The sequence below is a fragment of the Amycolatopsis sp. NPDC051903 genome, from assembly GCF_044452505.1.
In the GTDB taxonomy this organism is placed as follows: domain Bacteria; phylum Actinomycetota; class Actinomycetes; order Mycobacteriales; family Pseudonocardiaceae; genus Amycolatopsis.
Window position 1 is genome coordinate 35,788 of the sequence record NZ_JBITBT010000043.1, and the last position, 22,734, is coordinate 58,521.

Below are 22,734 nucleotides of genomic sequence, written 5' to 3' on the forward strand. Positions count from 1 at the left end.
ATCCTCCTATTCGGACCGCAGCTTGGCGGCGGCCCACAGCACCGACTTCACGATGTTCTGGTACCCCGTGCAGCGGCACAGATTCCCCGACAGCGCCCAGCGGACGTCCTCTTCGGACGGATCCGGGTTCTCGTCGAGCAGCGCCTTGGCCGAGAGCATCATCCCCGGCGTGCAGAAACCGCACTGCAGCCCGTGTTCCTGCCGGAAGCCCTCCTGCAGCGGGTGCAGCTCGCTCGCCGTGGCGAGCCCTTCGACGGTCATCACGTCGTGCCCGTCGGCCTGCACCGCGAACATCGTGCACGACTTCACCGCGCGCCCGTCGACGAGCACGGTGCACGCGCCGCAGTTGGTGGTGTCACACCCCATGTGCGTGCCGGTGAGCCGCAGGCCCTGGCGCAGCAGGTGTGCGAGCAGCAGCCGCGGTTCGCACTCGACCACGTGCCGCTCGCCGTTGACCGTGACCGTGATCCGGCGGACGGGGACGTCGCCGGTCGCTTCGTCGTGGATCTCGTGAACGCTCGTCATGCCGCTTCCTCCCCGTTGCCGGCCAGCGCGCGCACGACGAACGTGCGCACCAGGTGGCGTTTGAACCCGGCCGTGCCCCGGTGGTCGGTCTTCGGGCGTGCGGCCGCCGCGGCCAGTTCGGCGGCGTGCGCGACGCTGCCGGCGGTCAGCGGGCCGCCGACGAGCGCGTGTTCCGCGTCGGTGGCCTCGATCGTCGAGGCGCCGACGCCGGTGAGCGCGATGCCGGCGCGGGTGACCGTGCCGGACTGGGTTTCGATCGCCACGGCGACCCCGACCGTCGCGAAGTCGCCGACCCGGCGCTCCAGCTTGAGGTAGCCGCCCGAGGGTGTGCCGCGGGGTGCGGGGATGACCGCTTCGACGGCGATCTCGTCGGGCGCGAGCGCGTTCTGGAACGGCCCGAGCACGAAGTCGCGGGCCGCGATCGTCCGCCGCCCGGCCGGGCCTTCCGCGACGATCGACCCGTCGAGCGCGAGCACCACCGACGCCCAGTCGCCCTGCGGGTCGGCGTGGCACAGCGAGCCGACGAGCGTGCCGCGGTTGCGCACGATGGGGTCGGCCACGAGCGGCGCCGCGGCCGCCATCGTCGGCTGCGTGGACTTGAGCAGCTCGGACCGTTCGAGGTCGGCGTGCCGGCACAGCGCGCCGACGTGGAGGTTGCCGGCGGCGTCGAGTTCGTGGTGGGCCAGGCCGCGGATGTTGTTGATGTCCACGACGAGCGAGGGCGAGGCGAAGCGCAGCTTCATCAGCGGTACAAGGCTCTGCCCGCCCGCGAGCACCTTGGCCTCGTCGCCGCCGGAGTGCAGCAGGTCGAGCGCTTCGGCGAGCGACCGGGGAGCTTCGTAGCGGAACCGGGACGGGTACACGTGGCCCTCCTCAGGTGGTTTCGGGAGGTTCGGCCACGGCCGTGGGGAGGGTGTCCTCCTCCGGGTCGGGGCGCGGGCGCTGGTGCGGTGGCCACGGACCGGCGACCGGGCGGCCCGCCACCTTCAGGAAGTCCACGAGCTCGGGCCACGCCCGCACCGTCGGGCTGTGTCCCGCCGCGGGACCTTCGTCGGGTGCGTCCTCCACGAGCTCGTACAGCCGGGGGTTGCCGCGGCTGTACCCGTCGGACTCGATCCGCATGACGCGCACCTGCTTCCGCCGTTGGTCAGGTGCGGTGATGCTCCCTCCGGACGGGGAGCCGGACAATCCAGGATTAACCCTTTGCTTAACCCCGAGCCGACCTGGGCGGAACCGGTCCCCCGCGCGAATTAGGGCATCGGTTAATCCGCTGTTGCGGCGCCCGCGCGCGACGGGGACGATCGACCGTTATGCAGGTGCCGGCGCAGTTCGAGTACGAGCGGGCCTCGAGCGTCGAGCACGCGCTGGCGCTGCTGGCCAAGTACGGCCCGGAAAGCCGCGTGATCGCGGGCGGGCACAGCCTGATCCCGATGATGAAGCTGCGGCTGGCCCGGCCGGAGGCGCTCGTCGACGTCAACGAGCTCACGGAGCTGGCGGGCATCGGGATCGACGGCGGCGAGCTGCGCATCGGTGCGCTCGTGCGGCACGCGGAGCTGCTGACGTCGGCGGAAGCCGGCGCGCTGTTCCCGATCCTGCCCGACGCCGAGCGCGTGATCGCCGATCCGATCGTGCGCAACCGCGGCACCGTCGGCGGCTCGCTGTGCCAGGCGGATCCGTCGGAGGACCTCTCCGCCGCGTTCGCCGCCGTGCACGCGAACGCCGTGATCCGCGGCGAGGAGGGCACGCGGACGGTGCCGGTGCGGGAGTTCTTCAGCGGCCCCTACAGCACGGTCGTCGGCCCCGCCGAGCTGCTGGTGGAGCTGCGGCTGCCGATCCGCGAAGGCGGCGGGAGCGCGTACGCGAAGGTCGGCCGCCGCGCGGGCGACTGGGCGGTCGCGGCCGCCGGCGCGTCGCTGGTGCTGGACGGCGACGGCGTGGCCGAGGCCGGCATCGGGCTCACCGCGGTGGGCGCGACGCGGTTCGTCGCGGCCGAGGCCGAGGACTTCCTGCGGGGCGGCGGCGCGTCGGCGGAGCGGTTCGAGAAGGCCGGGCTCATCGCGGCCGAGCACTGCTCGCCGGCCGCCGACCAGCGCGGGCCGGTGGACTACAAGCGCCACCTCGTCGCGACGCTCACCACGCGAGCGTTGCACCGGGCCAAGGAAAGAGCGGTCGCGTGGAGATCACGGTGACGGTCAACGGCGAAACCCAGCGCCGCACGGTCGAACCGCGCCTGCTGCTCGTGCACTTCCTGCGCGACGACCTCGGGCTCACCGGCACGCACTGGGGCTGCGACACCTCCAACTGCGGCACGTGCGTGGTGTGGCTCGACGACCTGCCCGTGAAGTCGTGCACGGTGCTCGCCGCGATGGCCGACGGCAAGCGCGTGCGCACGGTCGAGGACCTCGGCCACGGCGCCGCGCTCGACCCGGTGCAGCAGGGTTTCGTGGCGTGCCACGGAATCCAGTGCGGGTTCTGCACCCCCGGCATGCTGATGACCGCGCGCTGGCTGCTCGACCACGACCCGGATCCGAGCGAGGCCGTGATCCGCGAAGCGATCTCCGGGCAGCTGTGCCGCTGCACCGGCTACGAGAACATCGTCCGCTCGATCCGGTGGGCGGCCGAGCACCCGGACGGAGCACCGGCATGACCTACGGCTCGTTGCCGCGCAAGGAAGACGCGCGGTTCGTGCGCGGGCGCGGCACGTTCGTCGACGACCTGGTGCTGCCCGGGATGCTCCACGGGGCGATCCTGCGCAGCCCGCACGCGCACGCGCGCCTGGTGTCGGTGGACGCGAGCGCGGCCGAGGCGCACCCGAAGGTCCGCGCGGTGCTCACGGGCGAGGACCTGGCCGCGCGCGGGATGGCGTGGATGCCGACGCTCTCGCACGACGTCCAGGCCGTGCTCGCCACGGACAAGGTCCGGTTCCAGGGTCAGGAGATCGCGTTCGTCGTCGCCGAAGACCGTTACGCGGCGCGCGACGCGCTGGAGCTGATCGACGTCGAGTACGAACCGCTGCCGGTGGTCGTCGACGCGCCGGCCGCGCTCGCGCCCGGCGCTGCCGTGATCCGCGACGACCTCGGCAAGGCCGACAACCACGTGTTCGACTGGTCGGCCGGCGACGCCGAGGCGACCGAGGCCGCGTTCGCGAAGGCGGACGTGGTGGCGCGCCAGGACATGCTCTACCCGCGGGTGCACCCGGCACCGCTGGAGACGTGCGGCGCGGTGGCGGACGTCGACGCGATCACCGGCAAGCTCACCGTGTGGGCCACCGCGCAGGCACCGCACGCGCACCGGCTGCTGTACTCGCGCGTCACGGGGCTGCCCGAGCACCGCATCCGCATCGTCGCGCCCGACATCGGCGGCGGGTTCGGCAACAAGGTCGGCATGTACCCCGGATACCTGTGCGCCGTCGTCGGTTCGATGGTGACCGGACGGCCGGTGAAGTGGACCGAGGACCGCTCCGAGAACCTGATGAGCACCGCGTTCGCCCGCGACTACCACATGAGCGGTGAGATCGCGGCGACGCGCGAGGGCAAGCTGCTCGGGCTGCGCGTGCGGGTGCTCGCCGACCACGGCGCGTTCAACGGCACCGCGCAGCCCGCGAAGTTCCCGGCCGGGTTCTTCCACGTCTTCACCGGGTCCTACGACCTGCCGGCCGCGTACTGCTCGGTCACCGGCGTGTACACGAACAAGGCGCCGGGCGGCGTCGCGTACGCGTGCTCGTTCCGGATCACCGAGGCGGTGTACGTCGTCGAGCGGATGATGGACGTGCTGGCGCGCGAGCTCGGGATGGACCCGGCGGAGCTGCGCATGCGCAACCTGCTGCGCCCGCACCAGTTCCCCTACACGTGCGCGACCGGCTGGCAGTACGACTCGGGCGACTACCCGCGCGCGCTGGAGCTGGTGAAGGAGCTGGCCGGCTACGACGAGCTGCGCCGCGAACAGGCGGCCAAGCGGAGGCGCGGCGAGCTGATGGGCATCGGGCTCAGCTTCTTCACCGAGGCCGTCGGCGCGGGCCCGCGCGAGCACATGGACATCCTGGGCTTCGGCATGGCCGACGGCGCCGAGCTGCGCGTGCACCCCACCGGTTCGGCCGTGCTGCGGCTTTCCTGCATGTCGCAGGGACAGGGCCACGAGACGACGTTCGCGCAGCTCGTGTCCCACGAGCTCGGCATCCCGCCGGACGAGGTCGAGGTCGTGCAGGGCGACACCGACCACACGCCGTTCGGCCTCGGCACCTACGGTTCCCGCTCGACCCCGGTGTCCGGCGCGGCCGCGGTGACGGTGGCGCGCAAGGTCCGCGAACGCGCGCGGCAGGTCGCGTCGGCGATGCTCGAGGTGAGCCCGGACGACCTCGAGTGGGAACGCGGGCGCTGGTTCGTGCGCGGCGTGCCGGACCGCGGGCACACGATCCGCGAGATCGCGCTGGCCGCCCACTCCGACCTGGCCCTGCCCGACGGCGTCGAGGGCCAGCTCGACGCGAGCAGCGTGTACAGCCCACCCAACCTGACCTACCCGTTCGGCGCGTACCTGTGCGTGGTCGACGTCGACGCCGGCACGGGCCAGGTGCGGGTGCGCCGCTTCGTCGCGGTCGACGACTGCGGTGTGCGCATCAACCCGATGATCGTCGCGGGCCAGGTCCACCGCGGGCTCGCCGACGGCATCGGCATGGCGCTGATGGAGCTCGTGGCCTTCGACCCCGAGGGAAACCACCTCGGTGGCTCGTTCATGGACTACCTGCTGCCGACGGCGCTCGAGTGCCCGTCGTGGGAGCTGGGCGAGACCGTCACGCCGTCACCGCACCACCCGATCGGCGCCAAGGGCATCGGCGAATCGGCCACGGTCGGCTCACCCGCCGCCGTCGTCAACGCGGTCGTGGACGCGCTGGGGCCCTTCGGCGTGCGCCACGCCGACATGCCGCTCACGCCGGCCGCGGTGTGGCGGGCCATGAAGGGCGCGCCGCTGCGCGCCGACCTGGCGATTTCCTGACCGCCTGAACCGGCGCGGCGCCCGATCCGTGTTCCTGACGGGGAGTGCGGAAAGGAGCCGCCATGTCTGCCACCCCGCTCACGGGCCGGGCGCTCGCCATGCTGCGGGCCGTCGCCGATGGCCGGGCCGAGCTGGCCGGCGGCCGCGAACCCGACCTGCGCGTCGACGGCCTGCTCTGCACCGACCAGGCGACGGCCCATCGGCTCACGCACACCGGCCTCGTGCGCCCCGCGGCACCCGGCGCGCCCGGGCAGTGGGTTCGCGCCGAGCTGACGCCCGAGGGAATCCGCGTGCTGGACGTGAACTCAGCGGCCTGACGAGCGGGGGAAGGCCAGCACGGCACCGAGACTGAGCACCGCGACCCCGACCATGTAGAGCGACACCGACAGCGACGTGCCGGTCGAGGTCTGCAGCGCCGTCGCGATCAGCGGCGCGAACCCGCCACCCAGCACGGCGCCCACGGCGTAGGCGAAGGAAGCGCCGCTGTAGCGGAACCGCGGTTCGAACAGCTCCGCGAACAACGCCGACTGCGGTCCGTAGGTCGCGCCCAGGCCGAGGTTCAGCACCACCACCGCGACACCGAGCAGCCACGGCTGGCGCGTGTCGACCAGCAGGAAGAACGGGATCGACCACACCACCAGCAGGACCGAGCCCACGAGGTAGACCCGCTTGCGGCCCACGCGATCGGACCAGCTCGCCGCCGCCACGATGCTCACGAGCCACACCACGCTGCCGAGGATGATCTCGACCAGCATCGTCGTGCTGGACAAGTGGAGCACCGACGTCCCGTACGACAGCAGGTAGGCGAAGAACACGTACCCCAGCGCCGTGTTCGCGATGAAGCTCACCGCCGCCACCAGCACCTCGCGCGGGCGCTGCCGCAGCACCTCGACGATCGGGACGCGGCTGCGCTCGCCCGTGTCCCGCAGCCGCGCGAACACCGGGCTCTCGGCCACCCGCAGCCGGATCGCCAGGCCCACGGCCACGAGCACGAGGCTGACCAGGAACGGCACGCGCCAGCCCCACGACCGGAAGTCCTCTGGCGACAGGGCGCCCGAGACCACGAAGAACACCAGCTGCGCGAGGATGAGCCCCGCGGGCACCCCGATCTGGGAGAACGAGCCGTAGCGGCCGCGGCGCCCCTCGGGCGCGTGCTCGACGGCCATCAGCGCCGCCCCGCCCCATTCGCCGCCCGCCGAAATGCCCTGCAGCACCCGCAGCACCACGAGCAGCACGGGTGCGAGGACGCCCGCCGACCCGTACGTCGGCAGCACCCCGACCGCGGCCGTCGCGAGCCCCATCAGCACCAGCGACGCGACGAGCATCGCCTTGCGCCCCACGCGGTCGCCGAAGTGGCCCCACACGATCCCGCCCAGCGGGCGCGCCACGAACCCGACGCCGAGCGTCGCGAACGCCGCGAGCGTGCCCGACGCCGGCGACAGCGAAGGGAAGAAGAGCTTGTTGAACACCAGCGCGGTGGCCGTGCTGTAGATGAAGTAGTCGTACCACTCGATCGTCGTGCCGATCGAACTCGCCAGCGCCACGCGGCGCACCTGCGCGCCGCGGTCGAGGACCTGCTCCGCCATGCCCGGCTCCCCCCTTGTTGATCAAGGGCCGAGAGTAGTGGCGGCCGGGCGCCGGCGGCAGGTCCGGAAGTAAGTCAGCTTTTGCCCATCCGTACCAGCGACCCGAGCGACGCGTCCGGCAGGTAGGCGCGGGTGAGCGCCACCCCGATCCGCGGCAGGTCGGCCTCCTCGCGGTAGGCGAGGTACATCGGGACGTAGCGCGGGTTGAACTTCATCTTGAAGGTGTGCAGCGAGCGGAAGCCGTAGTACGGCTCCATCGCGCCGCCGAAGGAGTCGAGGAGGCGTTCGAGCGGCGCGGCCGGCGGGGCGTCCGGCGCGCGCGCCAGCGGGGCGCCCGAGAGGGACACGAAGCGGGCGCCTTCGGCGCGGAACTCCTGGCAGCTCGAGGCGATGAGGAACTCCACGACGGGCCGGAACCCGTTGCCGCGCCGGCGCATCACGTCGAGGGTCCAGCCGCCGATCCGGCCGTCGCCGCAGTACACCGGCAGCCACGACGTGACGCCCTGCACGACCCCTTCGGGATCGAGGGCCAGGCCGACGCGCGTGCGCGGGTCCAGCGCCTCGTCGACACCGCCGAGGGTGAAGCCCATCTCGGGCATCCCCTTGTCCCCCACCCACTCCTCGGAGATCGCCCGCACCTGCGCCACGAGCGACCACGGCTCGTCGGCCAGGGTCACGAGGCGGAAGGCGACGTTCTCCTTCTTCGCGCGGTTGAGGGCCGAGCGCACGTTCTGCCACGCCTTGCCGCGGAACTCCAGGTTCTCCAGGTCGACGATCGTGTCCTCGGCGACCTGCACGCGCGACCAGCCGAGCCCGTCGGTGACCGCGATCGTCTCGTCCGTGACCGAGAACAGGCACGGGATCAGCCCCGCGCTGTCGCACGCTTCCGAGAACGCGGTGATCGCGCCCGGGACCGCGCCGATCGGGTCGCCGAGCGCGATCGCGACGCCGGCGTGGCGGTGGTAGGCGAGGTAGGACTCGTCGTCGGGGAAGAAGTGGTAGTTCTCGGGCCAGGTGGTCATCCACGACAACGTGCCGCCGCCGTGGCGTTGCAGCAGCTCGGTCGCGGTGTCGACGTCGCGCGTGCCGAGCGCCCGCCGGCGTTTGCGCCGCGAGGGCACGCGGAACGCGCTGCGCGCCGCGACCAGCACGGTCAGTTCCGCACCCCACAGCACGGCGTCGGCGACGAGGAACGGCGCGTTTTCGATCGTGTAAGCCAGGCCGAAGATCTCCGCGATCACCACGAGCACGGCGATCACCACACCGAGCAGCACGATCAGCGACGCGAGCCCGACCGCCCAGCGCCACGCGGCGCGTTTGCCGCGGCGCAGGCCGTTGATCATCAGCGCGATGACGATCAGCACGATGGCCAGCTCCGGGATCGAGTCGGCCTGCCCGGCCGTCGACCCGAGCGGGCTGGGGCCCGGCGCGATGCGCACCACGACCTGCACGGCGCCGGCGACCACGAGGCCGGTGACCGCGAGCAGGCGCCACTCCCGCCGGCTCGGCCTGCCCAGCGAGCGCACGCGCCGGGGCCCGGCGAGGCGGCGCGCGAGCGGTAGCGTAGCCCCGACCGCGAGCAAGTGCTCGAGATCCGCGAGCGTGCCGACGTAGAGGATCGACACGCCGACGTACACGCACAGCAGCGCCCGCAGCCGCAGCCGCCACGGCGACTTGATGGTCGCGCTCACCACCGCGACCACGGCCAGCGCTCCCGCCGAGAAGCCGACGTCGGTGCGTGCGGCCAGTGCCACGGCCCAGTCCCAGCCGGTGGTGCGCAGGCCGAGCAGGACCAGCGCCGCGCCGAGGGTGGCGGCGAGCTGCGCGCCGACGGCGATCGCGGCCGTGCGGCGGGTGCCCAGCCGCGCTTCCGCGGGGCCGACCAGCAGGGCGAAGCCGCCGGCCACCGGCAGGTAGAAGATCGGCGTCAGTGCGAAGAACGGCCCGGTGAGGAACGTCCACCAGCGCCCGTTCTCCAGCGAGGGCAGGCCGTAGGAGACCAGCGGGAACCACTCGCGCGATGCCACGGCGCTCCACAGCGACCCGGTCGCGAGGCCTGCCACGACCATCACCAGGACCACCGCGGTGGTGAACGGGGCCCGCCGCCACAGCAGCAGGACGATCGACCGCAGGCGGTCGAGGAACTCGGGGTGTCTCGCGGGCTCGACCGCCGCGGCGTGCTGGGCCATGGGTCCCTCTCGGTCGCTCAGTCCGTCAGGACGGCGGTCCCGTCGATGTGGAGACGCGGGCGCGCGGGCGGCCCAGAGCGAGGGCGAGGACGGCGACCACGACGAGCACGACCCCGCCGATGAAGAACCCGAGCGCGTAGCCGAACAGCCGCGGCAAGGACAGCGTCACGTCGAGCTGCGCGTTCACCCCGGCCGAGCCGTCGGCGTTCATCACGACGGCCCGGTAGTCGCCGTCGCGCAGCTGCCACGTGAGATCGGTGGAGCCGGAGGCGACCCAGAACGGCTGCGTGGCCGGCGGCCGCACGGTGAGCGCGCCGTTGACCCGGGTGGAGTTCGCCGAGAACGGGGCGAGGTCGAAGTCGCGCGCCTGCTCGATCGCGGCGCCCGCGAGGTAGCGGTCCACCTCGGCGGCGGGCCCGATGCCGAGGAACAGGCCCGAGGTGTTGCCCCCGGTGGCGTGCACCGTGACCGAAGGTGCACCGAGGAAGCGCGTGAGGCTCGTCGAGTCGGTGACCTGCGCGGTGTCGGTCACGAGCGCGACGGTGGGCGTCGACACGGCGTGCTGGCCCGAGCGCAGCTGCCCGTTCGTGCCGAAGATCAGCAGCAGCACCCCGCCACCGATGGCCAGGCACACCCCGACGACGAGCACCACGATCGAGAGGACGATCACGGCCACGCGCGCCGGGCTGCGCCGCGGCGGCGACTGCGGGTAGGTGGCACTCATCGTCGGCTCCCCGGCTCGAAGACAGGTCCAGCCCGGACGATCCCCTGCGGCGGCGGCACGCGAATCCGTGAACTCACCAGTGTCCACAGTGGTCGGAAAGCGACGCGGAACCCCGTCGCGCCGGAAACTCACCCGTCGAGGTCGAGGCGCGCCAATTCCGTGCGCGAGGTGACGCCGAGCTTCGTGAACACCTTGTGCAAGTGGTACTCCACGGTCCGGCGGCTGAGGAACATCTTCGCGGCGATGTCGGGGTTGCTGGCCCCTTCACCCGCGAACCGCGCGATCTGCAGCTCCTGCGGGGTCAGCCGCGCCCACTGGGCTTCGTCGCGTTTGTGGGCGCTCTCGCCGCTCGCGCGCAGTTCGGTGGCGGCGCGCTCGGCCCACGCCGCGGCACCGGCGCGTTCGAACGTCTCCAGCGCGGCCCGCAGGTGCGCCCGCGACTCGCTGCGGCGCCGTTCGCGGCGCAGCGATTCACCGAGCAGCAGCTGGGTGCGAGCGCGTTCGAGCGGCTGGCGGCCCTGCGGGTCGAGCCGCACCGCGGCGCGGAAGCGGTCGACCTCACCGGACAGCAGGCCCTCGCACCGGCTCAGCGCCGCGGTCGGGCCCGGTTGCGGGCTGCCGCGCGCCCAATGGGCCAGCGCCGTCACGGATTCGCGCACGGCGCCGGGTTCACCCGCGCGCACGGCGGCCTCGACCAGGTCCGGCGTCGCCCACAGCCGGATCAGCGCGTGGTCGCCGGGTCCGCCGGGGGCCAGTGACCACAGGCGCGTCGCGGCTTCGGCGGGCTGCCCGGCGCCCAGCGCCAGCAGGCCGAGCGCCCAGTCGGCGCCCGCCGCGACCACCGTCAGGCCGCGGTCCGCGGCCACCCGGTGCGCCCGGTCGGCGGCGCGCCGGCAGGCCGGCCCGTCCCCGGTCCAGGCGGCGGCGAGCGCGAGGCTCACCAGCGCGAGTCCCACGTCGAGCCCGAGGTCACCGGCGAGCCGCAGGCCCTCGGTGGCGTTGGCCGTCGCCTCGGCCGGGCGCCCGGCGAGGACGTCGGTGAACGCCAGCCGGTCGAGCACCATCGGCAGGGCACCGACTTCGCCGCCGGCGCGGGCCCGCGCCACCGCCCGGGTGTAGGCCGTGCGGGCCGTGTCCACGTCGCCCAGGTACAGCGCGGCCCGCCCGGTCCACAGTTGCCGCACCGGATCGTCGTCGGCTCCCGCCGCGTCGACGACGGAGCCGAGCAGCCGGGCGCCCGCGTGCCAGTCGTCGCGGGCCAGGCTCGCCCACCCCGCGACGAGCCGCGACTGGTCACCCTCGCCCGCACACCGTTCGACCTCCGCCGCCAGCACCGGATCGCCGAGCAGGGCCGCGGCCTCGCCCGCGTGCACGAGCGTCGCCGGACCGTCCTCCGGCGTTTCCGCCGCGCTGCGCAGCAGCAGCCGGCACGCGGCCGCGGGATCGCCGGACCGCAGTTCGACCATGCCGCGCAGGAACCACCCGCGGCCGCGCACGGACCGTGGCGTGTCAAGCCGTTCGGCGGCGTCGAGCAGCGCCGCGACGCGGCCGTTCTGCCCGGCGTGCCAGGCGTCCTCGGCCGCGGCGACGAGCAGCGCCGCCCGGTCGGCGTCGGCCGTGCTCAGCTGCGCGGCGCGCTCCAGCGCGTTGGCCGCGGCCGCCGCCCCGCCGCGGGCCCGCGCCCGCGCGGCCGACTCCTCCAGCGCCTTCGCCAGCTCCGCGCTCGGCTCGAGCGCCGCCGCGGCGAGGTGCCAGGCCCGGCGATCGGTGTCGTGCGCGGCGTCGAACACCGCTCCGAGGGCGAGGTGGGCCGAGCGCCGGGCCAGGAACGTCGCGCCGTGGTACACCGCCGAGCGCACGAGGGGATGGCGGAACTCGAGCCGGTCGCCGAGCACGCCGACGAGACCCGCGCGCTCGGCTTCGTCGAGCCCAGCCCCGTCCGCGCCCGCGGCGCGCAGCACGGCGAGCAGGTCCCCTCCGCTCTCGGCCGACGCGACGAGCAGGAACCGTTGTGCCGCTTCGCCGAGCGCCCGAACGCGGGCGAGGAACAGGCGTTCCACGTCCCGGCCGGCGTCGAGCGGCACCGGCAGCGGGGCGCGTCCGGCGAGCTGGTCGGCGCTCAGGGAAGCCGGGATTTCCAGCAGCGCCAACGGGTTTCCGGCCGTGCCCGCTACGAGCGCGGCGCACACCCCGGGTGCGAGCCCCGGCGCCGCTTCGTCGAGCAGTGCCCCGGCGGCTTCGACGGCGAGCCCGCCCACGGCGAGTTCGGGCAGGCCGGGCGCGCGGAATTCCCGGCTTTCGCCCTCGCGAGCGGCGAACAACAGTGCGACCCCGTCCTCCTGCACCCGCCGCGCGACGAACGCCAGTACCTCCGCGGACCCGTGGTCGAGCCACTGGGCGTCGTCGACGAGGCACAGCAAACCCCGCTCGCCCGCGACCTCCCCCAGCAGGGACAGCGCGGCGACGGCGATGAGGAACGGATCACCACCGCGGCCCGGGGCGAGCCCGAACGCGCCGCGCAGGGCCGCCGCCTGCGGGTCCGGCAACAAGCCGGCCCGGTCGAGCACGGGGTGCAGCAGCTGGTGCAGCGCGGCGAACGGCAGCCGCACCTCCGTTTCCACGCCCGCGCCGCGAAGCAGCCGCATGCCACCCGCTTCCGCGGCCGCGTAGTTCAGCAGCGCCGACTTGCCGGCGCCCGGTTCGCCGCGCAGCACGAGCGCGCCGCTGCGGGAATCGCGGGCCGCCGCCAGCAATCCCCGGATCTCCGCGCACTCGGCTCCCCGGCCGTAGAGCATGCAGCGGATGGTAACCCCGGGTCCGGGCCGTCCCCGGCGCCGCGAGACCGGGCATCTCACGGATGCCGGGGCGCCGCGTGGCCGGGCAGCGTGGGCCGCACGAACCGAACCCCTCACCAGGCGAGGGCCCATGGGCATCGCGCACCTCGACGCCGTGGTCGTCGGAGCCGGCCTCGGCGGGCTCGCCACCGCGCTGCTGCTGGCGCGCGCCGGCGCGTCGGTGACCGTGCTCGAACGCGACCCGGACCCGGGCGGGCGCGGCTGCGGAATCCTGGTGCAGCCCAACGGGTTGGCGGTGCTCGCCGGCCTCGGCCTCACCGGTGCGCTCGAACGCGAAGGCCACGCGATGCGCGCCACCGCGCTACTCGGCACGCGCGGGTCGACGCTCGCCAAGCTCACCGTGCCCGGCTTCGGCCCGGGCCTCGACCACGTGCTCGCCGTGCGGCGGGGCCTGCTGCACGCCGTGCTGCGGAAGGCCGTGCGAGAGGAACCGGTGATCGACCTGCGCCTCGGCGCGACGGTGAAAAGTGCGGATCCGGCCGGGTCCGTCGAGCTCGAGTGGCACGGCCGCGGAAGCGTGATCGAGGCCGATCTGGTGGTCGGCGCGGACGGCGTCGATTCGACCGTGCGCGACGGCGGCTCCTTCGGCACCCGCCGGCGCGTCGACGGCGAGAGCTACGCGCGCGGCCTGGTGCCCCGCCGCGGCGACGACGTCGTGGGCGAGGTGTGGACCGAACTCGGCCTGTTCGGCGCGGCCCCGGTCGACAAGCGCACCTGTTACTGGTACGCGTGCGTCACCTCGCCCGCGGTCGCGAACGCCCTGGACTCACGCGACCTGGCCGCGTTCCAGGCCGCCTGGGCCCGCGTCTCCCCCGGCGCCGGCCACCTCGTCGCCCGCCTGACGGCGATCGACGAACTGCTGATCACCCCCACCACCCGCATCGACTGCTTCCCCTGGCACGACGGCCGGCTCGTCCTGCTCGGCGACGCCGCCCACGCCATGGCGCCGACCGTGGGCCAGGGCGCGAACTCCGCACTGGTCGACGCCGCCGTGCTCGCCGCCGGGCTGGCCGAGGACTCCGTCGACGCCGCGCTCTCGCACTACACCGACCGACGGCGCCCGGCGGTGCTGCGCGTGCAGAACCACGCCGACCGGCTCGCCCGGCTCTCCTCCCGGTCCTCACCCGCCGCCCGCCACCTGCGCGACTGGACCCTGCGCACGAGCGCGCTGACCGGCTCGTCCACCCGCCTCGTGCGAGCGGTCCAGCAGGAGGATCCGGCGGAACTGGTGGCGCTCGTCACGAAACTGACCGGCAGCTGACGCGTGTTCCCCGCGCCGTCGGGCTTTCCCGTCAGCTGTCGGTCTTGTGCAGCTTGAGCACGCGGCCGGTGACCGGGTTCGCCATCGCCCGCAAGTACGCCCGCGCGACCTCCGCGGCCGGCACGGGCGTGAACCCCGGGAAAAACGGGTGGTAGGCCACCGATTCGGTCAGCACCGTCGGGCTGACGCAGTTGATCCGCACGCCGCGCGGCAGCTCCGTCGCCGCGGCTTTCACGAAGCCCTCCACGAGGTGGTTCACCGTCGCGCCGATCGTCGCGGCGGGCGTGACCTCGTCGGTCAGCACGCCCGACACGAGCGTGAACGAGCCCCCGTCGGTGACGTGCGGCAGCGCCGCGCGCACCACGTTGACCTGCCCGAGTCCCTTCGACGCGAGCGAATCCGCCCACTGCTCGTCAGTCGCCTGCTCGAACGGCGCCGGGAACACCTCGCCGGCCGCGCAGGCCACCGCGTCGAACGACCCGAGCCGCGCGAACAGCCGCCGAAGGCTCGCGAGATCGGCGAGGTCCGCCTGGAACTGCCCGGACTTCCGCCCGACGGTCACGACCTCGTGCCCGTGTGCGGCCACCGTCTCCGCCACCGCCGCGCCGATCGTTCCCGTCCCGATGACCACTGCCTTCACGACTTCTCCTTGGTGTCACGTTATGCCACATCTGTCAGTAACTGACACATTCAGCGTGTCACGACACCTGGAGGTGCGTCCACCGGGGCCACGCCGAAACTCACGACACGAGGGCACTGGCCCGCGTCCTTCCGAGCCCACAGTGACGGCCGCAGCGAGCGCCGCTGGCTTGAATCGTTTAAACCAACCCGGTCCGCCGAGCGGCGTCAGCAGCCGCAGGACTCCCGCACGACCAGCGCCGGCGGGGCGGGCCGCTCGGTGTGCTCCGCGAGGTCGAGCACGCCGAGCTCATCGAGGAGCACCGCGCCCGCGTAGCGGCCTTCGCCGAGCGCGTCGACCGCGACCGTGGTGAGCGCGGGCGAGAACATCGCCGAGGTCGGGATGCCGTCGATGCCGACGACCCGGCACTCGCCGGGCCCGATCCCGGCTTCCGCGAGGGCGCGCAGCAGGCTCCACGCGAGCTCGTCGCTGTGACACACGAGCGCTTCGGGCGGCGACCCGCCGGCGAGCAGCCGGCGCGCGGTCGCGTAGGCCTCTTCCGGCGTCGGCGCCGTGCCCACCGCCCACCGCTGCGCGAAGGTCACCCCCGCGTCCGCGGCCCGTTCCCGCAGGCGCGCCAGCCGCACCCGGCGAGGCCGGGCCGCTTCCACACCACCGAAGTAGCCGACGGTGCGCACGTGGTGCTCCGCGAAGAGGTGGTCGGCCGCGAGGTCCGCGATCGCCTCGTCGTCCTGGTGCACGAACGGCAGCCCGGCGCCCTCGATGTCGCGGTTGACGAGCACGAACGGAAGCCCGGCAGCGTGCGCCGCGCGCAGATCGGCCGCCGGGGTGTCCAGCACGGGGATGACGACGGCTCCCGCGGCCCGCTGTTCGGCGAGCGTGCGCACGAGCTTGAGCTGCTGCTCGACACTGCCTCCGGTGTTGGCCAGCAGCAGCACGAACCCGTGCTCGGCCAGCACTTCCTGGACCCCGGTCGCCATCTGCGCGACGAACGGGTTCGTGATCACCGGGACCACGAGGCCGACCAGGTTGCTGCGGCCGCGCCGGAGGTTCGCCGCCGCGCGGTGGTAGACGTACCCGAGCCGGGCCGCCTCGGCGCGGACGCGTTCCCGCGTCGCGGGCGCCACGACCGGTGCGTCGCGGAAAGCCAGGGAGACCGTGGAGAGCGACACGCCGAGGGCGTCCGCGACCTGCTGCATGGTCACGGCACCACGACCGTCCCGCGGAGTGCGTGTCGCCACGGGGAGAACTCTCTCACGCGCCGGCGAGGTCCGGCACGCCGCCTCCGCGCCTGAAACGTTCAAAGAATCATGGCCCGGACTCTTGTGTCCCGCCGCCGGGCGGTGTCAGCATGAACCGGCTTTCAATCGATTGAAATCGATGAGGAGACGACGATGTCCCCCTCCGCACCTCCCGGCGCGCGGATCAGCGCGCCGCAAGCGTCCCGCTCGCAGTGGTACCGCACCGTGCTCGCGTGCGTGGCCGATTACCTCGACGCCGGCTCGATCGTCGGGGCGTCGGCCGCCCTCACCCTGTGGACGAGTGCGTTCGGGCTCTCCCCGACCGCGCTCGGCGTGCTGGCCGCCCTCGGCGTGAACGCCGGGTCGTACGCGGTCGGCTCCCTCATCGGCGGACGCCTCGGCGACGTGCTGGGCCGCAAGCGCATCTACCAGTGGGACCTGCTGGTGTACATCGTCGGCGGGCTCGTCCTCGTGTTCGCCGCCCAGGGCTGGATGCTGTTCGCCGGCCTGATCGTCATGGGGCTCGCGGTCGGCGCCGACGTGCCGACGTCGTGGGCGCTCATCGGGGAGATCGCACCCGACCGGGCGCGCGGGAAGTTCGTCGGCATGACGAGCGTGTTCTGGAACCTCGGCCCGGTCGTCACGCTCCTGCTCGCCTTCGCGCTCGCACCACTGGGCCTGCTGGGCACGCGGATCCTGTTCGCCCACCTCGTGCTCGTCGCGGCCGTCACGTGGCTGCTGCGCCTGCGCATGGCCGAATCGGAACTGTGGCTCGCCGCCAAGCGCAGGGCGGGCAGTGGCGCCGGCGAGCTCCGCCGGCTGTTCCGGCACTACTCGAAGCGCATGCTGTTCGTGTTCGCCGTCCACACGCTCGGGTCGATCGCGCTGGGCACGTTCGGCTTCTTCCTCCCCTACATCCTCCGCACGATCGGCTCGCAGTCCCAAGCCGCGAGCGTCGGGTTCAACGCGATCAACTTCGCCCTCACCGGGCTGGGCGTCGGCTTCCTCTACGTGCCGTTGATCGAGCGCGTGAACCGGCGGGTGTTCTACGGCGTCGCGGGGATCGTCGCGGTGGTTTCGGTGCTGCTGCTGGTGTTCCTCCCGCTGAGCAACCCCGCCGTGGTGCTGCTGTTCATCGTGCTGCAGGCCCTTTCCGCGGCGTGCGGCCAGGAGCAGTTCTACCGCCTGTGGTGCCAAGAGCTCTTCCCCACGATGAGCCGCGCGACGGCGCAGGGGCTGATCATCTTCGCGCAGAAGGTCGTCCTGGCCGTGTGGAGCGTGTTCGTGCCCGTCATCGTCGCCGCGAGCTTCCACGCCTTCACGTGGATCCTCGCCGCCGCGACGGCCGGCGCCGTGGTGATCGGTTTCGTCTGGATGCCCCGCAAACCCGCGACGCTGGAGGACGTGGCCTGAGGTGAGCGCACCCAACATCCTGCTGATCTTCTGCGACCAGCTGCGCGCCGACGCCCTGCGCGCCTACGGCAACCCGATCGGCCGCACACCGGTGCTCGACGACCTCGCCGCCGGCGCCGCCGTGTTCGACTGCGCCTACACACCGTCGCCGGTGTGCGTGCCCGCGCGAGCGGCCCTGCTCACCGGTGCCGAACCGCAGACCAACGCGTGTTTCGACAACGGCGACCCGATGCCCGCGAAGCCCACCTTCGTGGCGCAGCTGACCGATGCCGGCTACCGCACCCACGGCGTGGGCAAGATGCACTTCACACCCGACCCTCAGGACCTGCGCGGGTTCGAGACCCGCGACCGCGGCGAGGAGTTCGGCACCGCGCGGGACGACGACTACCTCGCGTTCCTGGCGGCCGCGGGCTACGGCTACGTCGAGCGGCCGCACGGCCTGCGCGACGAGATGTACTACGTTCCGCAGCTGTCCCCGGTCCCGGAGCACCTGCACTTCTCGCACTGGGTGGCCGACCGCTCGATCGCGTTCCTCGACTCGGCGCCGAAGGACCGGCCGTTCTTCCTCTGGTCGAGCTTCATCGCGCCGCACCCGCCGTTCGCGCCGCCGTCGCCGTGGCACCGGCTGTACGAACCGTCCCTGATGCCCGACCCGTTCGAACCGGCCGGCGGCGCCGGACTCCTCACCTCCTACGACCGGCTGCAGGCCCGGTACAAGTACCGCGACGGCGGCCGCGACCGGCGGTTGTGGCAGCTGATCCGTGCCTACTACCTCGCCTCGGTGTCCTTTCTGGACTACCAGGTCGGCCGGATCCTCGCCGCGCTCGAGCGCAGCGGTCAGCGCGACAACACCGTCGTCGCGCTGACCGCCGACCACGGCGAATTCCTCGGCGACTACGGCACCTTCGGCAAGCGGTCCTTCCTCGACCCCGCCGCCCGCGTGCCGCTGCTCGTCTCCGGCCCGGGCTTCACCGCCGGGCGGCGGCCCGACCCGGCGAGCCTCGTCGACGTCGCGCCGACGTTCCTGCGCGCGGCCGGCGCCGATCCGTCCACAGCGGACGGTCTACCGCTGCAGGAGCACCACGACGGCCGCACGGTGTACGGCCAGTTCCAGCACGGCCCCCGCGGCCTGTACGCGGTGATCGGCGAACGCTGGAAGTACATCTGGTCCGCGCCCGACGCGCGGGAGTACCTCGTGGACCGCCGAAGTGATCCGCGCGAGACGCAGAACCTCGCCTACCACGTCCGGGTGGCGGATGTGCTGCGCGCAAACCGCGACCAAGCCCGCGCGCATTTCACCGACCTCGCCGATGCCGATTTCGCGGCCGCCTCCGGCAACGCCGGGCTGGATCTCGAAACGTCCGCCGCGGACGCCGGGCTGGCCGCGCTGCGCGCCGTTTCGCTCGACCGCGACGCGTCGACGCTCGTCGTGCGGCCGGGCGGCTGGCCCGAAGCACCACCCGGCTACCGCCCCGAGGGCTGAGCGCTCAGGACGCGGTGGTGAACTGCGGCATCTGCGCCATGATCCGCTGCAGCTCGCGGTCGTCGGACACGCCCTGGAAGTCGTGGCGCGGGGTGTAGTGCTGTTCCAGCCGGGCGAGCTCCTCGCCGCTGAGGGTGATCTCCAGCGAGGCGACGGCGTCGTCGATCTGGCTCGCCGTGCTCGCTCCCACCAGGGGCGCGGCCACGACGGGCTTGCTGCGCAGCCACGCCAGCGCGACCTGCGCCCGCTTCACCCCGCGCGCCTCGGCGACCGCGCCGACGGCGTCCACGATCTTCCGGTCACCCTCGGCCGTGTGGGGCAGGTACAGCAGATCCGCGAACGGGTCGTCCGAGCCTCGCGCGGTCGCCTTCGCCTCGTGCCACGGCCGCGCGAGCCGGCCCCGGGCCAGCGGGCTCCACACGATCGTGCCCACGCCTTCGTCCAGGCACAGCGGGAGCATCTCGCGTTCCTCTTCGCGCGCCAGCAGGTTGTAGTGGTCCTGCATCGACACGAACCGCGCCCAGCCGTGCGCCCGCTGCGTGTGCAACGCCTTCGCGAACTCCCACGCGTGCATCGACGAGGCCCCCAGATAACGCACCTTGCCCGCCTTCACCAGGTCGTGCAGCGCCTCCAGGGTTTCCTCCAGCGGCGTCGCCGGGTCGTTGCGGTGGATCTGGTACAGGTCGACGTAATCGGTGCCCAACCGGTGCAGGCTGTGGTCGATCTCGGTCATGATCGCCTTGCGCGACAAGCCCTTCCCGTTCGGCCCCGACCGCATCGGGTGCCGCAGCTTGGTCGCGATCACCACGTCGTCGCGATCGGCGAAGTCCCGCAGCGCCCGGCCGAGGATCTCCTCGCTCGAACCCTGCGAGTACATGTTCGCGGTGTCGAAGAAGTTGATCCCCGCCTCCAGCGCGTGCTTGATCAGCACCCGCGACTCGTCCTCCCCCAGCGACCACACCGGATGCCCGCGCTCCGGCTCGCCGTAGGTCATCGCGCCGATCGCGATCGGCGACACGTCGAGACCCGTGCTGCCCAGCTTGACGTACTCCATGTCCTGCCCTTCGAGAGAAGAAACGGAGAGCTCTCCGCCACGTCTTCGAACGTACCGGAGAGCTCTCCGCAGGACAACGTCGCCCCCGTCACGACAGCGGCGGCACCTTGGCCTCCCCCGGTTTCCGGTCCGGCCGCAACCCCCGCCACGCCGTGTGGCGCAGCCGGTGGTCACCGGGGGTGAGGCGGCGGTAGACGACCTCGCCGACGAGCGAGGGGTTGAGCCAGTGGGCGCCGCGGGCGCGTTCGCGGGGCACGGCGTTCGCGAAGGGACTCGTGGGTCGTTCCAGCGGGGCCAGCGTTTCCCTCAGGTCGCGCAGCATCTGCTCGGTGAAGCCGGTGCCGACGTCGCCCAGGTAGAGCAGGTCACCCGTGACGGGGTCGTGCGCACCGAGCAGCAAGGCGCCGATGGTGCCGTCGCGGCGGCCCTGACCGGCGCGCCAGCCGCCGAGCACGACCTCGGTGGTGCGGATGAACGGGTGCTTGAGCCACTCCGGGCTGCGCCGGCCCGGGTAGTACTTCGAGGAGCGCGCCTTGACGACCAGGCCTTCGAGCATCGTCTTGCGCGCGACCTCCAGCAGATCGCCGGGGGTCATCCCCTGCGCCGACAGGTCGGTGTGGTTGTACGACGGCGTGATCGCGACCCGCTGCCGGTTCGCCGGCTCGAGCGCGTCCAGCACGGCGCGGCGCTCGTCGTAGGACGCGTCCAGCAGGGACTCGGTGCCGAGCAGCAGCACGTCGAACACGAAGTAGGACACCGAGCGCCCGGCGGTGTCGTGGTTCTGCAGCAGCCCGAAATCCGGGTGCCCCTGTTCGTCGAGGGCCACGATCTCGCCGTCGAGCACCGCCGGGCGTCCGCCCAGCGCGTCGCCGAGCACGCCGGCCAGCTCGGGGAAACGGCCGGTGAAATCGTTGTCGTTGCGGCTCGTCAGCACCGTAGTGCCGTCGGGGGCCACGCGCATGATCGCGCGGTAACCGTCCCACTTGAACTCGTACGCGTACTCCGGCCCGTCGCGCAGCGTGCCGCCGTCGGGCGTCGCGAGCATCGGCTCGATCCCGGCCGGCACGCGCGACCGCTCAGCACCACCAGCCACCGCGGCCTCCCGCCTCGAACGTCCCCTCGCAGTTCACGGTAGGCCGGAAACCGCGATCCCGCCGGAGACGTCCACTGTGGAGGCGTCAGCCGCCGTGCGTGCTCCCGCTCTGGTAGTCGGTGTAGGTGTAGGGGTTGTCGAGGACCTTCGTCTGCGGCACGTCGGGGTTCATGCCCTGCTGCCAGGCCTCCTCGCCCAGGCGCGAGCGCAGGTGCTCGACGGTCTGCTCCACGGTGCGGCGCACCGCCGGCAGGTCGACGTCGACGAGGCGGTGGTCGCGCTTCACGATCCGGCCGTTGACCAGCACCGTGTGCACGTCGCCGCGCTGGGCCTGGAACGCGATGTGCCCGTGGGGGTTGAGCACCGGGAACGACACGGGTGAGTTGTCGTTCTTCACCAGCACCAGGTCGGCCTTCTTGCCCACCTCGACGCTGCCGAGTTCGTCCTCGCGCCCGAGCGCCTTGGCGCCGCCGCGCGTCGCCCACTCCACGACCTGATCGGCCCGCAGCGCGGCGTGCGTGACGGTGTCGCCCTTCGCGTGCGCCTCCAGGTGCTCGCGCGAGCGGTCGGCGCCGAGCGTGGTGCGCATGGCGCTGAACAGGTCGCCGCTCCACCACACGGACGTGTCCATCGACAGCGACACCGGGATGCCGTGGGCGCGCAGGGCCCAGGTGGGCGGGTAACCCTGGCCGGCGCTCTGCTCGCTCTCCGTCGAGACCGACACCGAGCCACCGGTCGCGGCGATGCGGTGGTAGGAGTCCGCCGACAGCGAAGCGCTGTGCACGTAGATGGTCTGCGGCGTCATGAACCCGTGGTCGTGCATGAGCTTGATGCCGTCGTCGCCGGTCGCGCCCCACACGCCCGCGTGCGTGGTCACCGGCACGCCGAGCTCACGCGCGACCTCGAACGCGGGCTTCTCCGGGAACGCCGGGTCGCCCGTCACGTCGAAGGCGAGCTGGAACCCGAGCATCGGATCGCCCGGCACGCGCCGGGAGACGAAGTCGCGGAACTCGGGTGTCGAGGTCCAGTGCGCGGGCGCGTCCTGGATGTTGCCGTAGGCCAGCACGAACCGGCCCGGTACCGCCTGCAGGGCGTCGACCGCGGCGTCGGCGTGCTCGGTCGTCTGCAGCCCGTGGGACCAGTCGACGGTGGTGGTCACGCCGGCGTCGAGCGCCTCGACGGCCGAGAGGAGGTTGCCCGCGTACACGTCCTCGGGCCGGAACACCTTGCCCCAGTCGAGGTAGTACCAGACGAAGTACTGGGTCAGGGTCCAGTCGGCGCCGTAACCGCGCATCGCGGTCTGCCACATGTGCCGGTGCGTGTCGATCATGCCGGGCATCACGATGCCGCCGGTCGCGTCGATCTCGACGGTGCCCTCGGGGACGGCCAGGTCCGGGCCGATGGCCGTGATCGTGTCGCCGGTGACCAGCACGTCGTGGCCGGGGAGCACCCGGCGCGCGGCGTCGACGGTGAGCACGGTCCCGCCGCGCAGCACGACCGGACGGCCGGCGGTGTCGTCGCTGGGCTCGCTCATGGCTGCCTCTCCTCCGCGGTCTCGGTGGATTCCCGCGTACAATCGTCCGCTTGGCGGACATCGAGTGGGTGCGAACACCCTTTCGCACGCCACTGCCCGTGTCAATGCCCGGCTCACCCGCGGGCGCGCCCCCCGCCCGGACGTCGA

The 22,734-nt window shown here is 72.9% G+C and carries 19 protein-coding genes; 7 read left to right on the forward strand and 12 right to left on the reverse strand.

The genetic code is table 11. The annotated features are described in order from the left end of the window. Nucleotides 1-6: 6 nt before the first annotated feature. From ACIA77_RS44695 to ACIA77_RS44705, 3 genes are read right to left on the reverse strand one after another with little or no spacing between them, the layout of a single operon-like run. Nucleotides 7-525 carry a (2Fe-2S)-binding protein gene (locus ACIA77_RS44695; protein ID WP_395892254.1) on the reverse strand — a complete coding sequence of 173 codons (519 nt, stop codon included), beginning with the start codon at nt 523-525 and terminating at the stop codon, nt 7-9. Further along, nucleotides 522-1,388 carry an FAD binding domain-containing protein gene (locus ACIA77_RS44700; RefSeq protein ID WP_395892255.1) on the reverse strand — a complete coding sequence of 289 codons (867 nt, stop codon included), beginning with the start codon at nt 1,386-1,388 and terminating at the stop codon, nt 522-524. Before ACIA77_RS44700 ends, ACIA77_RS44695 begins: the two co-directional genes overlap by 4 nt. Nucleotides 1,389-1,398: 10 nt before the next feature. Continuing rightward, nucleotides 1,399-1,647: a hypothetical protein gene (locus ACIA77_RS44705; protein WP_395892256.1), complete on the reverse strand. Its 249-nt coding sequence runs from the start codon at nt 1,645-1,647 to the stop codon at nt 1,399-1,401. 188 nt (nt 1,648-1,835) lie between these two features. Between ACIA77_RS44705 and ACIA77_RS44710 the strand changes: the two genes are divergently transcribed. The 4 genes from ACIA77_RS44710 (at nt 1,836) to ACIA77_RS44725 (ending at nt 5,831) form a co-directional block, all read left to right on the forward strand. Beyond that, nucleotides 1,836-2,714 carry an FAD binding domain-containing protein gene (locus ACIA77_RS44710; protein ID WP_395892257.1) on the forward strand — a complete coding sequence of 293 codons (879 nt, stop codon included), beginning with the start codon at nt 1,836-1,838 and terminating at the stop codon, nt 2,712-2,714. Further along, complete coding sequence (locus ACIA77_RS44715) at nt 2,699-3,172, forward strand: (2Fe-2S)-binding protein (RefSeq protein ID WP_395892258.1); 474 nt, start codon at nt 2,699-2,701, stop codon at nt 3,170-3,172. Before ACIA77_RS44710 ends, ACIA77_RS44715 begins: the two co-directional genes overlap by 16 nt. Next, a complete protein-coding gene (locus ACIA77_RS44720; RefSeq protein ID WP_395892259.1) occupies nt 3,169-5,514 on the forward strand; it encodes an aerobic carbon-monoxide dehydrogenase large subunit in 2,346 nt (781 codons plus the stop codon). Before ACIA77_RS44715 ends, ACIA77_RS44720 begins: the two co-directional genes overlap by 4 nt. Nucleotides 5,515-5,576: 62 nt before the next feature. Next, nucleotides 5,577-5,831 carry a hypothetical protein gene (locus tag ACIA77_RS44725; protein WP_395892260.1) on the forward strand — a complete coding sequence of 85 codons (255 nt, stop codon included), beginning with the start codon at nt 5,577-5,579 and terminating at the stop codon, nt 5,829-5,831. On the opposite strand, the gene ACIA77_RS44730 is transcribed toward ACIA77_RS44725, so the two are convergent. The 4 genes from ACIA77_RS44730 to ACIA77_RS44745 all read right to left on the reverse strand — a co-directional run bounded on the left by ACIA77_RS44730 (nt 5,820) and on the right by ACIA77_RS44745 (nt 12,808). Then, nucleotides 5,820-7,100, reverse strand: a complete 1,281-nt coding sequence (locus ACIA77_RS44730; RefSeq protein ID WP_395892261.1) for an MFS transporter — start codon at nt 7,098-7,100, stop codon at nt 5,820-5,822. The two genes, ACIA77_RS44725 and ACIA77_RS44730, sit on opposite strands and share 12 nt — an antisense overlap. Nucleotides 7,101-7,174: 74 nt before the next feature. After that, nucleotides 7,175-9,289: a bifunctional lysylphosphatidylglycerol flippase/synthetase MprF gene (locus tag ACIA77_RS44735; RefSeq protein WP_395892262.1), complete on the reverse strand. Its 2,115-nt coding sequence runs from the start codon at nt 9,287-9,289 to the stop codon at nt 7,175-7,177. Between the two features lie 25 nt (nt 9,290-9,314). Continuing rightward, nucleotides 9,315-10,013 (reverse strand): hypothetical protein, encoded by a 699-nt coding sequence (locus tag ACIA77_RS44740; RefSeq protein ID WP_395892263.1) that lies wholly within the window; start codon nt 10,011-10,013, stop codon nt 9,315-9,317. Nucleotides 10,014-10,141: 128 nt separating this feature from the next. Continuing rightward, nucleotides 10,142-12,808 (reverse strand): AAA family ATPase, encoded by a 2,667-nt coding sequence (locus tag ACIA77_RS44745; RefSeq protein WP_395892264.1) that lies wholly within the window; start codon nt 12,806-12,808, stop codon nt 10,142-10,144. A 130-nt stretch (nt 12,809-12,938) separates the two neighbouring features. On the opposite strand from ACIA77_RS44745, the gene ACIA77_RS44750 reads away from it, so the two are divergent. Next, the gene (locus ACIA77_RS44750) at nt 12,939-14,129 is read left to right on the forward strand and encodes an FAD-dependent oxidoreductase (protein WP_395892265.1); all 1,191 of its coding nucleotides are present in this window, start codon (nt 12,939-12,941) and stop codon (nt 14,127-14,129) included. A gap of 31 nt (nt 14,130-14,160) precedes the next feature. Here ACIA77_RS44750 and ACIA77_RS44755 read toward each other — a convergent pair whose 3' ends face one another. Both ACIA77_RS44755 and ACIA77_RS44760 read right to left on the reverse strand, forming a co-directional pair. After that, on the reverse strand, nt 14,161-14,769 hold the full coding sequence (locus ACIA77_RS44755) for a short chain dehydrogenase (protein ID WP_395892266.1): 609 nt from the start codon (nt 14,767-14,769) through the stop codon (nt 14,161-14,163). Between the two features lie 206 nt (nt 14,770-14,975). Further along, nucleotides 14,976-16,010, reverse strand: a complete 1,035-nt coding sequence (locus ACIA77_RS44760; RefSeq protein ID WP_395892267.1) for a LacI family DNA-binding transcriptional regulator — start codon at nt 16,008-16,010, stop codon at nt 14,976-14,978. Between the two features lie 153 nt (nt 16,011-16,163). On the opposite strand from ACIA77_RS44760, the gene ACIA77_RS44765 reads away from it, so the two are divergent. Next, entirely contained in the window at nt 16,164-17,423 is a 1,260-nt protein-coding gene (locus ACIA77_RS44765; protein WP_395892268.1) for an MFS transporter, read from the forward strand. 1 nt (nt 17,424) lies between these two features. Continuing rightward, the gene (locus tag ACIA77_RS44770; RefSeq protein ID WP_395892269.1) at nt 17,425-18,906 is read left to right on the forward strand and encodes a sulfatase; all 1,482 of its coding nucleotides are present in this window, start codon (nt 17,425-17,427) and stop codon (nt 18,904-18,906) included. A 4-nt stretch (nt 18,907-18,910) separates the two neighbouring features. Here ACIA77_RS44770 and ACIA77_RS44775 read toward each other — a convergent pair whose 3' ends face one another. The 3 genes from ACIA77_RS44775 to ACIA77_RS44785 form a co-directional block, all read right to left on the reverse strand. After that, on the reverse strand, nt 18,911-19,960 hold the full coding sequence (locus ACIA77_RS44775; protein ID WP_395892270.1) for an aldo/keto reductase: 1,050 nt from the start codon (nt 19,958-19,960) through the stop codon (nt 18,911-18,913). A gap of 88 nt (nt 19,961-20,048) precedes the next feature. Then, nucleotides 20,049-21,053 (reverse strand): non-homologous end-joining DNA ligase, encoded by a 1,005-nt coding sequence (gene ligD / locus ACIA77_RS44780; protein WP_395892271.1) that lies wholly within the window; start codon nt 21,051-21,053, stop codon nt 20,049-20,051. Between the two features lie 85 nt (nt 21,054-21,138). Next, a complete protein-coding gene (locus tag ACIA77_RS44785; RefSeq protein ID WP_395892272.1) occupies nt 21,139-22,587 on the reverse strand; it encodes an amidohydrolase family protein in 1,449 nt (482 codons plus the stop codon). Nucleotides 22,588-22,734: the final 147 nt, after the last annotated feature.

Coding starts and splice junctions, on each gene's coding strand:
- ACIA77_RS44695 (WP_395892254.1), bottom strand. CDS start 525: ATGACGAGCGTTCACGAGATCCACGACGAAGCGACCGGCGACGTCCCC.
- ACIA77_RS44705 (WP_395892256.1), bottom strand. CDS start 1,647: ATGCGGATCGAGTCCGACGGGTACAGCCGCGGCAACCCCCGGCTGTAC.
- ACIA77_RS44710 (WP_395892257.1), top strand. CDS start 1,836: ATGCAGGTGCCGGCGCAGTTCGAGTACGAGCGGGCCTCGAGCGTCGAG.
- ACIA77_RS44720 (WP_395892259.1), top strand. CDS start 3,169: ATGACCTACGGCTCGTTGCCGCGCAAGGAAGACGCGCGGTTCGTGCGC.
- ACIA77_RS44725 (WP_395892260.1), top strand. CDS start 5,577: ATGTCTGCCACCCCGCTCACGGGCCGGGCGCTCGCCATGCTGCGGGCC.
- ACIA77_RS44730 (WP_395892261.1), bottom strand. CDS start 7,100: ATGGCGGAGCAGGTCCTCGACCGCGGCGCGCAGGTGCGCCGCGTGGCG.
- ACIA77_RS44735 (WP_395892262.1), bottom strand. CDS start 9,289: ATGGCCCAGCACGCCGCGGCGGTCGAGCCCGCGAGACACCCCGAGTTC.
- ACIA77_RS44740 (WP_395892263.1), bottom strand. CDS start 10,013: ATGAGTGCCACCTACCCGCAGTCGCCGCCGCGGCGCAGCCCGGCGCGC.
- ACIA77_RS44745 (WP_395892264.1), bottom strand. CDS start 12,808: ATGCTCTACGGCCGGGGAGCCGAGTGCGCGGAGATCCGGGGATTGCTG.
- ACIA77_RS44750 (WP_395892265.1), top strand. CDS start 12,939: ATGGGCATCGCGCACCTCGACGCCGTGGTCGTCGGAGCCGGCCTCGGC.
- ACIA77_RS44765 (WP_395892268.1), top strand. CDS start 16,164: ATGTCCCCCTCCGCACCTCCCGGCGCGCGGATCAGCGCGCCGCAAGCG.
- ACIA77_RS44775 (WP_395892270.1), bottom strand. CDS start 19,960: ATGGAGTACGTCAAGCTGGGCAGCACGGGTCTCGACGTGTCGCCGATC.
- ACIA77_RS44785 (WP_395892272.1), bottom strand. CDS start 22,587: ATGAGCGAGCCCAGCGACGACACCGCCGGCCGTCCGGTCGTGCTGCGC.